This is a genomic window from Achromobacter sp. UBA2119 (genome assembly GCF_002331005.1).
In the GTDB taxonomy this organism is placed as follows: Bacteria; Pseudomonadota; Gammaproteobacteria; order Burkholderiales; family Burkholderiaceae_B; genus Achromobacter; species Achromobacter animicus.
The window spans coordinates 531980-545739 of sequence record NZ_DCYD01000019.1 but is presented as its reverse complement, the minus strand read 5'-3'; the positions used below and the strand labels follow the sequence as shown (position 1 = coordinate 545739).

General features: G+C 65.9%; 6 protein-coding genes. All 6 read left to right on the top strand.

What is annotated here, in order from left to right; genetic code table 11:
* The first annotated feature begins 155 nt into the window (after positions 1 to 155).
* From B3098_RS26060 to B3098_RS26035, 6 genes are read left to right on the top strand one after another with little or no spacing between them, the layout of a single operon-like run.
* Positions 156 to 5378, top strand: coding sequence for an alpha-2-macroglobulin family protein (locus B3098_RS26060; RefSeq protein ID WP_414631314.1), 5223 nt, complete (start codon positions 156 to 158; stop codon positions 5376 to 5378).
* Positions 5375 to 7585, top strand: a complete 2211-nt coding sequence (gene pbpC / locus B3098_RS26055) for a penicillin-binding protein 1C (RefSeq protein WP_286899988.1) — start codon at positions 5375 to 5377, stop codon at positions 7583 to 7585. The genes B3098_RS26060 and pbpC overlap by 4 nt, the downstream gene beginning before the upstream one ends.
* Positions 7586 to 7640: 55 nt before the next feature.
* Complete coding sequence (clpA, locus tag B3098_RS26050; protein ID WP_175138389.1) at positions 7641 to 9953, top strand: ATP-dependent Clp protease ATP-binding subunit ClpA; 2313 nt, start codon at positions 7641 to 7643, stop codon at positions 9951 to 9953.
* A complete protein-coding gene (locus B3098_RS26045) occupies positions 9953 to 11269 on the top strand; it encodes a paraquat-inducible protein A (RefSeq protein ID WP_286899987.1) in 1317 nt (438 codons plus the stop codon). Before clpA ends, B3098_RS26045 begins: the two co-directional genes overlap by 1 nt.
* A gap of 46 nt (positions 11270 to 11315) precedes the next feature.
* Positions 11316 to 12980 (top strand): intermembrane transport protein PqiB, encoded by a 1665-nt coding sequence (locus tag B3098_RS26040; protein WP_191575612.1) that lies wholly within the window; start codon positions 11316 to 11318, stop codon positions 12978 to 12980.
* Between the two features lie 6 nt (positions 12981 to 12986).
* Positions 12987 to 13670 (top strand): PqiC family protein, encoded by a 684-nt coding sequence (locus tag B3098_RS26035; RefSeq protein WP_175138386.1) that lies wholly within the window; start codon positions 12987 to 12989, stop codon positions 13668 to 13670.
* Positions 13671 to 13760: the final 90 nt, after the last annotated feature.

The window sequence follows — 13760 nt, the reverse complement described above, 5'->3', positions numbered from 1 at the left end:
ATGGCGCCGCCAGCAATGGCGGCGTTGTGCTGCCGGTTGCATCCCAGGCATAGGGATGGACGGTTTTGCCGCGTAACGGGAAGCGCGCGGCACATGCGGGTCGGCAGCTCCGCCGCTAAGGAGCGTTGCGTTCTAGTGGGCGGGGAGGTTTCGCCGTGAGTGGAAAGTTCAACAAGACCTGGCTGGCTGTAGCCGGGATCGCGGTGGTGGCCGGCGCAATTGGCGCGGGCTGGTGGATGGGCAAGGGGCAGCAGCCGGCAAGTCCGGCAGCGGTTCCGGCGGCGCAGACAGCGACCGCCGCGGCTCCGCAGGCGGCGAACAACGCGGCGCCAGCACTGCCTGCCACCGCAACCGTGGGTGCCGCGGATCCCTTCGCGGCCTTGAATTGCCAACCCCGCCAATACAACGATGCCTTGTCGCTGGCCGTGACCTTCACGCAGCCGGTGGATGCCAAGAGCAATCTGGACGCTTTCCTTCAGGTGACCGATACGGGTTCGACGGCCGGCAAGGCCGACGAGGACAGCGAATCGGCCGCCGCGCCGGGCCAGCAGCCGGCCTCGGTGCGTCCTGGCGATTCCGCGCCCAAGGGCAAGATCCTCAAGGGCAACTGGGTCGTCGGCGACAACCCGCGCGTGGTGTACTTTCCGTATGTGCAGCCGCAGCGCTCCTACGCGATCACGGTCCGCTCGGGCCTGCCCGGCGCGGGCGAAAAGGTCGCGCTGACCGAGGCTTCGCATTGCGAAGTCAGCACGCAGGCCATGCCGCCGTCGTTTTACTTCGCCAGCCGCGGCGTCGTGCTGCCCGCCGGCCAGAACGGCGGCCTGCCGGTCGCCACGGTCAATGTGCCCGAGGTTGACGTGCAGTTCCTGCGCGTGTCCCCCGACCGCGTGCCCGAACTCTTCGACACCGTGCTGGGCGTGGGCCGCACCCCCGCCGCCTCGGAAGACGAGGACGACGGCAACTATGACGAGAACGACTGGCGCTACGCCGGTAACCGCAGCCTGAAGGGCTCGGTCAGCAACTGGGACCTGGACCGGCTGAATTCGCTGACGACCAGCGTCTATCAGGGCCGCTTCGTCACCGACGACAAGCCGAACCGCCGTCACGTCACGTTCCTGCCCGTCGAGGGCATCAAAGAACTGCAGGAGCCGGGCATCTATGTTGCGGTCATGAGCCAACCGGGCCGTTTCCGCTATGAGTACCAGGTCACCTATTTTTACGTCAGCGACATCGGGCTGCACGCGCGCCGCTACAGCGACCGCATCGAAGCGTATTCGGTGTCGCTGAAATCCGGCCAGGCCATTTCCGGCGCGGTGTTTGAACTGGTGGACGGCGCCGGCAAGCCGCTGGCCAAGGCGGCCGCCGATGCGCAGGGCCATGTCCGCTTTGACGGCAGCTTTGCCAATGCCCGCGTCATCCGCGCCTCGCGCGACAAGGAAATGACCGTGCTGGCGCTGGGCGAACCGGCGCTGGATCTGTCCGAATTCGATACGGGCGGCCATGCGTCGCGCGCCAACAATCTGTTCGTCTACGCCGGCCGCAACCTCTATCGCCCTGGCGAAACCTTCCACGTATCGGTGCTGCCGCGCGACCTCGACGGCCGCGTGCTGACGCCGTCGCCGCTGACTGCCACCATCAAGCGTCCGGATGGCCGCACGATGCAGACCGCGCTGTGGCAACCGCAGAAGGATCTGCCCGGTTACGTCGAACGCGCGATCGATCTGCCGCTGGATGCCCAGACCGGCACGTGGCTGCTGGAACTGCGCGTCGATCCGTCCTCGCGCGCGCCGGATGCCTCGTGGAAGTTCCAGGTCGAGGAATTCCTGCCCGAACGCATGAAGATGGCGCTGACCTCGGGCCAGGACGTGTTGTCCCCCGACGAGGAGCTGACCGTCGACGTGCAGGGCGACTACCTGTATGGCGCGCCGGCTGCCGGCAACCGTCTGCTGGCCACCTTCCAGGTCAAACGTGATCGTTTTGCGCTGGCCCAGCAATGGCCCGGCTTCATCTTTGGCGATGTGGCCGACGATACGCGCCGCAGCTTCGGTGAACTGCCGGAATCCGCGCTGGACGACAAGGGCCGCGCGCAGCTCGACGTGAATCCGAACGCCGCCGGCACGCATTCGCCCATGAAGGTCCGAGTGTCCGCCAGCCTGCTGGAATCCGGCGGCCGCCCGGTGGTCCGCTCCATCGAACGCACCGTCTGGCCCGCCGACAAGCTGATCGCCGTCCGTCCGCAGTTCGACAGCGACGTGGCCCGCGAGAACGCGCCGGCCGGTTTCGAAGTCATCCGCGCCAACGCGCAAGGCAAGATCGAACCGCTCGCGCAGGCGCAGATGCGTCTGTTCCGCGAAGAGCGCCAGTACTACTGGCGATTCGACGACCAGCGCGGCTGGAACAGCGGCTATACCGAAACCGAAGAACTGGTCGACTCGCGCGAAATTGCGCTGAACGATCGCACCCAGCTGACCGTGCCGGTCAAGTGGGGCCGCTACCGTCTGGAAATCACGGATCCGGAAACCGGCGAAACGATGCGCTATCGCTTCTATGCCGGCTGGAACGCGCAGGACGCCGACGCCATGGGCAACCGCCCCGACCGCGTGCAGATGAAGCTGGAAGGCGTGCCCGCCAAGCCGGGCGACACCGTCAAGCTGACGCTGACGCCGCCGCATGATGGCCAGGCGCTCATCACCGTCGAAGGCGACCGCATGCTGTGGTCCAAGTGGGTGGCCGTGAAGGCAACGGGCACCGAGGTCGAGATTCCGGTCGACAAGGAATGGAAGCGCCACGACCTGTACGTGGCCGCGGCGGTGTTCCGCCCCGGCAGCGAGGGCGACCGCGTCACGCCGGCCCGCGCGCTGGGCCTGGCGTTCCTGCCGATCGCCAGCGCCGACCGCAAGCTGGACGTCAAGCTCACCGCCGCGCCCAAAGCCGTGCCGGAGACCAAGACGACCGTGCGCGTCAAGGTCGATGGCGCGCAGGGCAAGCAGGCGATGGTGACGCTGTCCGCGGTCGACGTGGGCATTCTCAACATCAACCAGTACGCCACGCCCGATCCGCTGGATTACTTCTTCGGCAAGCACCGCTACGCGCCGGAGTTGCTGGACATGTACGGCAAGCTCATCGAGAAGATGGACGGCACGAAGGGCAAGCTGAAGTGGGGCGGCGACGCCGCGATGCGCGGCGACAGCAAGAGCCTGCCCAAGAAGGTCAAGCTGGTGGATCTGTTCTCGGGTCCCGTTGCGCTCAATGCGCAGGGCGAAGCGGACATCCCGCTGGACCTGCCGGACTTCAATGGCACGCTGCGCCTGATGGCCGTCGCGTTCACGCCCGACAACTACGGCAGCACCGACGCCGAAATGGTCGTGGCAGCGCCCATCGTGGCGGAACTGAACACCCCGCGTTTCATCACGCCGGGCGACCAGGCCGCCATTGCGCTGGACGTTACCAACATGAGCGGCGCCGAACAAAAGATCTCGGTCAAGCTCGAGGCCCTGGATCCGCTGGCCATCGTCGACGGCGTGCGCACTGTCACGTTGAAAGACAAGCAGCGCACGACGCTGCGGTTCACGGCGACCACCACCGGTTCGTACGGCCTGGGCCTGATGCGTCTGACCGTGGACGGGCAGGGCGGCGCCAAGCCGATCCGCATCGTGCGCGAGTCCGTGCTGCAGGTGCAGCCCGCGCATGCGCCGGAGCGCCAGGTGCGGCGTCTGCGCCTGAATCCGGGCGAGTCGCAACCGGCGCAGGCGTCGTGGGTCGCGTCCTATTACCCGGATTCGACGACCGTCAGCCTGACCGTGTCCAATCGTCCGCCGTTCAACGTCAACCGTCTGGTCGAGGACCTGCTCAACTATCCGTATGGATGCACCGAGCAGACCATCAGCGCGGCCATGCCGTGGGTGATGCTGGATGAAGACGCCGCCAAGCAGTTCGGCCTGAAGCCGCGCACCGAGGCCGAACGCGCCGCCAAGGTCGCCGGCGCCATCAGCCGCCTGTCGGGCATGCGCAACTCGGTCGGTTCGTACAACCTCTGGAGCGGCGCGTCCTCGCGCGACGTGTGGCTGACGGCCTACGCCGTGGGCTTCATGCAGGACGCACGCGATCGTGGCTTCGACGTGCCCGAGGCGTCGCTGGATCGTTCGCGCACGTGGCTGCTGGAGCAGGTGCAGCAGAGCGCCGGCGCATTCGGCACGTGGTCGGCCAATCTGCGCCGCAACGTCGAGGCCAACCGCATCGACAGCAGCGACGCCAACGTGCTACGCGAAGACCATCGCCGCTTTGCCGGCCTGGCCACCGCCGCGCTGGTGCTGGCGCGCGACAAGAAGGCGCCGTTGTCGACCGTGCGTCAGCTGTTCGACAACTATCAGGAGCGCGCGCGCTCGCCGCTGCCGCTGGTGCAACTGGCCGCCGCGTTCAAACTGATGGGTGACGAAGGGCGCATGAAGCAGGCGCTTGACCTGGCCATGACGCGCACCTATGGCATCAACATCAACAACCGCAGCAGCGCCTACTACGACGAATGGATGGGCGACTACGGAAGCAGCGTGCGCGACTACGCGTTGTCCTACGCGCTGGTCTCGCAATACGAGCTGCGCCACGAACGCAGCGAGAACCTGCTGAATCAGCTTTCCAGCCGCCTGGGCAATCGTTCGTACCTGTCCACGCAGGAACAGATGGCCCTGCTGCTGGCCGCGCGTGCCGCGGGCGGCAGCAAGAACACGCCGTGGGAAGCGGTGCTGACTGTCAATGGCGAGCGCAAGCCGCTGACGGGCGGCAAGAGCGACCAGACCGTGTCGCTGTCGGCCGCGGATCTGGCGGGCACGCAGTTGCAGAACACGGGAAGCCAATCGCTGTTTGTCGAATACGACATCCAGGGCAGCCCGACCGCGACGCCCGCGCCGCGCAACGACATCATCCAGCTCAAGCGTGGCTGGTACCGTCCGGACGGCCGCCCGTGGGACGGCGGCACCCTGAAGACCGGCGACATGCTGGTGGTGTGGGTCCAGGCCAGCGCCAACCAGAACATCCCCGATGGTCTGCTGGTTGACCGCGTGCCGGCGGGCTTCGAGGTCGAAAACCTCAACCTGTCGCAGAGCCCGGAAATGCAGGACTGGAAGATCGGCGGGCGCCGCGTGGCCGACGCCATGTCGGATTCCAACATCAAGCATCGCGAGTTCCGCGACGACCGCTATGTCGCCGCGGTGTCGCTGGGCCGTGGCAAGGTGGACGTGTTCTATCTGGTGCGCGTCGTGACGCCGGGCCGCTACGCGGTGCCGTCGACGGTGGCCGAGGACATGTACCGCCCCGAAATCCGCGGCGTGGGTGAGCAATGGAGCACGGTCGAAATCCGCGATCGCGGCGCCAAGCGTCCTTGAACGCCGCCGCCGCTTGCCAGGCGGGCGCATCGCGCGCCCGCCGCTGGCGGCGGCGCGGCATCTTCGCGGCCAGCGCGTTGTCAGCGCTGGCCGCGTTGTTATTCGCGCTTGACCGTCTGTATCCGCTGCCTCCCATCGATTCGGGCGGGGCGGCGGTTGTCGTCGCCGCTGATGGCACGCCGCTGCGCAACTATCCCAGCCGCGACGGCATCTGGCGCTACCCGGTCCAGCCCGATCAGGTGTCGCCCCGCTACCTGGAGACGCTGCTCACCTACGAGGACCGCTGGTTCTACTGGCATCCCGGGGTGAATCCCGTGGCGCTTGCGCGCGCGGGCTGGCAGTGGGCCACCAATCGCCGCATCGTGTCTGGCGGCTCCACGCTGACCATGCAGGTGGCGCGGCTGATCGATCCGCAACTGGCGGGCAAGCCGTCGCGCACGATGTCGGCCAAGCTGCGGCAGGCGTGGCGCGCCGTGCAGCTGGAGATGCACTACAGCAAGGATGAGATTCTTTCCCTTTACCTGACCCATGCGCCGATGGGCGGCATCGTCGAGGGCGTCGAGATGGGCTCGCGGCTGTGGCTGGGCAAGCCGGCCCGCGACCTGGGCCCGGCAGAAGCGGCGATGCTGACCGCCTTGCCGCAGGCCCCGTCACGGCTGCGTCCCGACCGTCACCCCGAGGCCGCGCAGGCCGCCCGCGACAAGGTGCTGGATCGCATGGCCGAACTCGGCCGCTGGACTCCGGCCGAGGTGGCTGACGCCAAGATCGAAACCGTCATCGCGCCGCCGTTGCGGGCGCGCTGGCTGGCGCCCCTGGCGGCGCAGCGCCTGCTGCTGGAAGCGGGCGGCGCGCGCCGCGCGGGCGGCCGGCCACCGCTGGTCACCTCCACGCTGGATGCGGACATGCAGGCGTCGGTGGAACAAATGTTGCTGGACCGGGTCGATAACCTTCCGCCCAAGGTGTCGATGGCGGTGCTGGTGATGGACAACGACTCGCTGGAGGTCAAGGCTTACGCCGGATCGGCAGATTTTTCCGACGATACCCGGTACTCGCATGTGGACATGGTGCGCGGCGTGCGATCGCCGGGGTCGACGCTCAAGCCGTTTCTGTATGCCCAGGCCCTGGACGAGGGGCTGATCCATTCGGAAAGCCTGCTGATCGACGCGCCCATGTCGTTCGGCGGCTACGCACCCGGGAATTTCCAGGCGGCCTTCGCCGGGCCGATCAGCGTGGCGCAGGCGTTGCAGCGGTCGCTCAACGTGCCTGCGGTGGATTTGCTGGACCGGGTCGGACCGGCCAGTTTTGCCTCGGTTATGCTGGCGGGCGGCGTGAAGTTACGAATGCCCGCGGGCGCCGAGCCAAATCTGAGCTTGATTTTGGGCGGGGGTGGCACCACATTGGAAGAACTGGTCGGCGCGTATCGTGCGCTGGCCCGGGACGGCATCTCGGGGCGGCCCCGCTTGACGGCGGAGCAGCCGGTTGTCGAGTCCCGTATGATGAGTCCTGGCGCGGCCTGGATCGTCCGGGACATCCTCGAAGGTGGTGGACACCCGGACCGGCCGTTTTACCAGTCGGGCAATCCTGGCCGGCAACTGGCCTGGAAAACCGGGACCAGTTTCGGATTCCGGGACGCCTGGGCAGTCGGCGTGACCGACAGATGGACGATCGGCGTATGGGTCGGCAGGCCCGACGGTACGCCGAATCCAGGATTTTTTGGGGCGAACGTGGCGGCGCCGCTACTGCAGGACATCGTGGCGGCATTGCCGGAAGGGGCCCAGCAGGTCCGCGTCAGGCCCGAAACGGTGCAGGCGGTGGTGACATGCTGGCCCTTGGGTTACAGGCTGGGTAGCGAGCCCTCGGGCGCGTGTCCCGAACAGCGGGCGGCCTGGATGCTCAATGAAACGGCGCCGCCCTCGTTTGCCGGCTATGCCGATGCCACCCAGGGACCGCTTCGGCTCGGGGGTGTGGCCAACGGCTCGGTGCTGCGGCCCGTGCCCGGCATGCGGCAAGTTGCGCTGGACGTCGACGTCCAGGGCGCTGAAGGCGAAGTCTGGTGGATGCTCGATGGTCGTGTCGCAAGTCATGGCGCCGCGGGTCATCCGTTTAATTTGGTGCTGGCGCACGACGGCCGGTATACGCTAACCGTCATGGATACACATGGCCGGCACGACAGCGTGGTTTTTGAAATCGCTGGCGTTACGCCATGATCGGCATAGAATATGAATCGTGTATTAGCCCGCTTCGATGCGTTACGGAGGAAGCGTGATTTCTCAAGAGCTTGAAGTCAGCCTGCATATGGCTTTCGTCGAGGCCCGTTCGGCCCGGCACGAATTTATTACCGTCGAGCACCTGCTGTTGGCGTTGCTCGACAACGCTTCGGCGGTCGAGGTCCTGCGCGCCTGCGCGGCCAATCTGGACGATCTGCGCCGCAACCTGCGCCAGTTCGTATCGGAAAACACCCCGGTGATCCCTAGCGGCGCCGAAGTCGACACGCAGCCCACGTTGGGTTTCCAGCGCGTCATTCAGCGCGCGATCATGCACGTCTCGGCCGGCGGCACGGGCAAAAAGCCTGTGACGGGCGCGAACGTGCTGGTGGCCATTTTTGGTGAAAAGGACTCGCACGCCGTGTACTACCTGCAACAGCAGGGCGTCACGCGCCTGGACGTGGTCAATTTCCTGTCCCATGGCATTACCAAACAGCCGCAGGTGGAGTCCGCCGCCGTGCAGAAAGAGCAACAGCCCAATGGTGAAGAGCAGGGCGACTCGCGTCAGTCGCCGCTGGATCAGTACGCCACCGACCTGAACGCCGCCGCGCTGGCCGGCCGCATCGATCCCCTGATCGGCCGCGAGCACGAAGTCGAGCGCGTCATTCAGGTGCTGTGCCGCCGCCGCAAGAACAACCCGCTGCTGGTGGGCGAGGCCGGCGTTGGCAAGACCGCCATCGCGGAAGGCCTGGCCTGGCGCATCACGCGCGGCGAAGTGCCCGAAGTCCTGCAGGCCGCTCAGGTCTATTCGCTGGACATGGGCGCGCTGCTGGCCGGCACCAAGTATCGCGGCGATTTCGAACAGCGTCTGAAAGGCGTGCTCAAGCAGATCCGCGGCAACCCCGACGCGATCCTGTTCATCGACGAAATCCACACGCTGATCGGCGCCGGTTCGGCGTCGGGCGGCACGCTGGATGCCTCCAACCTGCTCAAGCCGGCGTTGTCGTCGGGGCAGCTCAAGTGCATCGGCGCCACCACCTACACCGAATACCGCGGCGTCTTCGAAAAAGATCACGCGCTGTCGCGCCGGTTCCAGAAGATCGACGTGCCCGAGCCCAGCATCGAACAGACCGTGCAGATCCTGCGCGGCCTGAAAAGCCGCTTCGAAGAGCACCACAGCGTGCGTTATTCGGCCGCGGCGCTGTCGGCTGCCGCCGAGCTGTCGGCGCGTTTCATCAATGACCGCCACCTGCCCGACAAGGCCATCGACGTGATCGACGAGGCCGGCGCCGCGCAACGCCTGTTGCCGCGTTCGCGCCAGAAGAAGGTGATCGGCAAGGTCGACATCGAAAACATCGTTTCCAAGATCGCGCGCATCCCGCCGCAGTCCGTCTCCAACGACGACCGCAGCAAGCTCGCCACGCTGGACCGCGACTTGAAGACGGTGGTGTTCGGCCAGGACGGCGCCATCGACGCGCTGTCGGCCGCCATCAAGATGGCGCGCTCGGGCCTGGGCAAGCCGGAAAAGCCGATCGGCGCTTTCCTGCTGTCGGGCCCCACGGGCGTCGGCAAGACCGAAGTCGCACGCCAGCTGGCGTTCACGCTGGGTGTCGAACTGCTGCGCTTCGACATGTCCGAATACATGGAGCGCCACGCGGTGTCGCGCCTGATCGGCGCGCCGCCGGGATATGTGGGTTTCGACCAGGGCGGCCTGCTTACCGAGGCAATCACCAAGCAGCCGCATTGCGTGCTACTGCTCGACGAAATCGAAAAGGCGCACCCGGATGTGTTCAACATCCTGCTGCAGGTCATGGACCACGGCACGCTGACCGACAACAACGGCCGCAAGGCAGACTTCCGCAACGTCATCCTCATCATGACGACCAACGCGGGCGCCGAGACCTTGAACCGTCCGTCGATCGGTTTTGCGAACTCGCGGATGGTGGGCGACGAAATGGCGGAAATCCGCCGCATGTTCACGCCCGAATTCCGCAACCGCCTGGACGCGATCATTCCCTTTGCCGCGCTGGACCACGAGGTCATCATGCGCGTGGTGGACAAGTTCCTCATGCAGCTTGAAGACCAGTTGCACGAGCGCCGCGTGGAGGCCGTATTCACCACGCGCCTGCGTGAACACCTTGCCAAGGAGGGGTTCGATCCGCTCATGGGCGCGCGTCCCATGCAACGTCTTATTCAGGACACCATCCGGCGCGCGCTGGCCGACGAGCTGCTGTTCGGCAAGCTGGTCGACGGCGGGTCGGTCACGGTGGATCTGGACGAGTCGGGCAAGGTCACGCTGGACTTTGACGATAGCGGCAAGCCGCCTTCGTCGGACGCGCCGGATAAGCAGGAAGTCGAACTCGTCGACTGATGACCGCGGACCGCCAGCCGCTGATCGAATGCGAACATTGCGCAAGCATCTATCGCCGACATCAGCTTGAACCTGGCGAGACCGCCAATTGTGCCCGCTGCGGCGCCGTGCTCTGGCGCTACAGCGGGCTTACTTTGTCCAATTGGCTGGCGCTCGCCATCACTGCCCTGATCGTCTTCGGGGTGGCCAACGCCTACCCGGTCGCTTCGATGTCCGTGCAGGGCATGGTCCAAGAAGCTTCCCTGCTGGATTCCATCTCCATTACCTGGCGTCAGGGCCATTGGGTCGTCTCCATCATGACCGGCCTGGCGGGCTTCGCGCTGCCGCTGTTGCAACTGATCGTGCTGCTGTGGGTGCTGGGTCCGCTGTCGCGGGGCCGCGAGCCTGCGGATTTCCACGCCGCCATGCGTCTTTTGGGTGTGCTGCGGCCGTGGTGCATGGTGCCGGTTTTCCTGCTTGGTGTGCTGGTTGCGGTCGTGAAACTGGCCGGGATGGCCGCGGTGGCGCCTGGCATCGGTCTGGCAGCGTTCGGCATCCTGACTGTGCTGCTGACGATGCTCGGCAAACTGTCGCCCCATGTGCTGTGGCGGTATGCCGAATCCGTCGGCGTGGTGCCCGTGCATGTGCCCGAAGCCGGGCCCGACGTCGTGTTGACCGGGTGCCACGTCTGCGGCCAGGTGCAGGCGCTGTCGAAGGACGCCGACCCCGAGGCGCATCATCACTGCGTGCGCTGCGACGCGGTGGTGCATTACCGCAAGCCCGACCATGTGGCCCGCACCTGGGCGCTGCTGCTTGCGGCCGTCGTCTTCTACATCCCTGCTAATGTGCTGCCGGTCATGAACGTCAGTTCGCTGCTGGGCGACAGCGCGCACACCATTCTTGGTGGCGTGGTGGAACTCTGGCAGATGGGCTCGTGGGACATTGCGCTGATCGTGTTCATCGCCAGCGTGGCGGTGCCGCTGACCAAGCTGCTGGCACTTATCTTGCTGCTGCTGACTGAGCAATGGCGTAGCACAACCAATCTGGGTGCGCGTACGCGGTTGTATCAGATGGTTGAATTCATTGGCCAGTGGTCCATGCTGGATGTATTTGTCGTTATATTGCTGGCGGCCCTGGCTGACTTTCAGGGCTTGATGGAAATCAGCGCCGGTGCCGGCGCCGCCGCATTCGGCGTGGTTGTCATCCTGACCATGCTGGCTGCCATGAGCTTCGACCTGCGTCGTAGCTGGGACCTTGAAGGTCAGACCGAAATCGAATCAGCGCCGGTGGAGGGCCGGCATGCGCCGGCGTCCGTCTCCGGCAAGCAAGTGGGCTAGGAAAGGCCTCCCGCCGTTGTTTTCCGCTCAGAAAAGGAAAAAGTAGATGTCCGAGCAAGCCCCCGGATCTGGTGAAGAGAAATTCGCGTCGCCCGCGATCTCGCGCAAGAAGAAGAGCCGGATCTCCTGGATCTGGCTGGTCCCTGTCGTGGCCGCATTGATGGGCCTGTCGCTGGTCGTGCGAACCTGGATGCAGGCCGGACCCGACATTTCCATCTCTTTCAATACTGCCGAAGGCCTGGAAGTGGGCAAGACCCAGCTTCGCTACAAGGACGTGAACATCGGCACGGTCAAGTCCATCGGCTTCAATGCCGACCGCAGCAAGGTGGTCGTGAAAGCCGAGCTCTCCAAGCAGGTCTCCGACCTGGCGCGCGAAGGCACGAACTTCTGGGTGGTGCGGCCGCGGCTGGACGTAAGCGGCGTGTCGGGCCTGGGCACTCTGCTGTCGGGCGCCTATATCGGCGTGGACGCGGAAGAGGGCAAGGACAACAGCAACCGCGCCACGAAGCTGTCTTTTGAAGGTCTGGAGACCCCGCCCGCCGTGACCCACGACCGCGCGGGCAAGCGCTTCATGCTCAAGGCCTCGGACCTGGGCTCTCTGGATATCGGCTCGCCCGTCTATTACCGCCGCATCAACGTGGGCCGCGTGATCGGTTACGCCCTGGACGAGAACGGCAGCGCCGTGAACGTCGAGGTGTTCGTCGATGCGCCCAACGACAAATTCGTCACCAACGGCACCCGCTTCTGGAACGCCAGCGGCGTGGACTTCAGCGTCAATGCCGATGGACTGAAGGTGCGCACGCAGTCGCTCGTCTCGATGGCGGTGGGCGGCGTGGCGTTCGCGACCGTGCAGAACGCCCGCGACGGCGATGCGGCGGCCAAGGCCGACACCGAGTTCGACCTGTACGCCACCGAGGCCGCAGCCAAGGCCAACCCGGACGGCGAGGCCTTCCCGATCCGCATGCGCTTTGACCAGTCGATCCGCGGGCTGACCGTGGGTGCACCGATCGACTTCAACGGCATCACGCTGGGCGACGTCACGCAGATCACGCTGGACTTCGATCCCGCCACCAAGCGCTTCTATTCGCTGGTGGACGCCACCCTGTATCCGGAACGGCTGGGCCGCGTCTACGAAGAAGTCCGCGAACGAGCGATCAAGGAAGGCGACGTGGCAGGCGGCCGCTTGCTGGGCGTGATGATCAAGCATGGCCTGCGCGCGCAACTGCGCACGGCCAACCTGCTGACCGGCCAGCTCTACGTGGTGCTGGACAACGTGCCGAACGCCAAGCCGGTTGAGTTCGAGATGTCGGAACCGGCGATCATTCCGACGGTGCCGGGCAATCTGGATCAGCTCCAGCAGCAGGTCACCAACATCGTCACCAAGATCGAGAAGATTCCGTTCGACAAGATCGGCGAGGACCTGCGCGCCACGCTGGCCAGCACGTCCAAGCTGATGAATCGTCTGGACAAGCAGGTGGCGCCCGAAGCCCAGAAGGCGCTCAAGGCAGCCAAGGACTCGATGGCGAACATCAACTCGCTGCTGGCCTCTGACGCCTCGCTGCCGGTCAATACCGAACGGGCGATGCAGGAACTGAGCCGCGCGGCGCGTTCGCTGCGCGCGCTGGCCGACTTCCTGCAATCGAATCCCGAAGCCCTGCTGCGCGGCAGAGGCGAAGACCCCATCCCGGGCGCCGGCCCAGTCAGGAACTAGACGCTCATGAAAAGCCGACTCTCTTGCTCCGCAACCCCGTCCCGCAGCAAACGCGCCCGCGCCGCGCTGGCCGTGCTGGCGCTGTCCGGCGCGCTGGCCGCGTGCGGGTCGTCGCCGCCCGTCCACTACTACACGCTGCAGACGCCCGAGCGGTCGGGTGCGCCCGCCGCGGCGCCGGGTTCCGCCTCGTTCCTGATCGAGGTGCAGCCCGTCACGCTGTCCACGCAAGCCGACCAGCCGCAGTTGATGGTCCGCACCGGCGACGGCAGCATTTCCGCCTTGTATTCCGAACGCTGGAGCTCGCCGCTGGGCGACGAGTTGCGTAATGCCTTGTCCGATGCGCTCAAGCGTGACCTTGGCGCACTCGACGTGCAGATGGTCAAGCCGGGGCCTGGGGCACCGATCTGGCGCGTCCAGACCGACGTGCAACGCTTCGAGATGGTGTCGGGCAGCATGGCGCAACTGGACGCCACCTGGCGAGTACGGCCCGTCGACACCAAGGGCAGGGGCCTCTTGTGCCGCAGCGTCGTCACCGAAAACGTGCCGGACGAGGCCGTCGGCAGCCTGATCGCGGCGCAGCAGCGCGCGGTGGTGAGCCTGGCGGGCGTCATGGCGGCTGCCATTCGCGGCCAGAATCCGGCGGGTTCCGGCTCGGTCCAGATGATGGGATGTTCCGCGCTGAAGGAATGATCCTTCCGGGTTTCCCGGATAAACCTCGCGATCTCAAGCGGTTAACTGGGTTCAACCTAGGGTTAACCTTAATACAAACGCGGTTGCAAC

What these genes read in the sequence shown, in the direction of transcription:
- B3098_RS26045 (WP_286899987.1), top strand. Translation starts at nt 9,953, where the DNA reads ATGACCGCGGACCGCCAGCCGCTGATCGAATGCGAACATTGCGCAAGC.
- B3098_RS26035 (WP_175138386.1), top strand. Translation starts at nt 12,987, where the DNA reads ATGAAAAGCCGACTCTCTTGCTCCGCAACCCCGTCCCGCAGCAAACGC.
- B3098_RS26040 (WP_191575612.1), top strand. Translation starts at nt 11,316, where the DNA reads ATGTCCGAGCAAGCCCCCGGATCTGGTGAAGAGAAATTCGCGTCGCCC.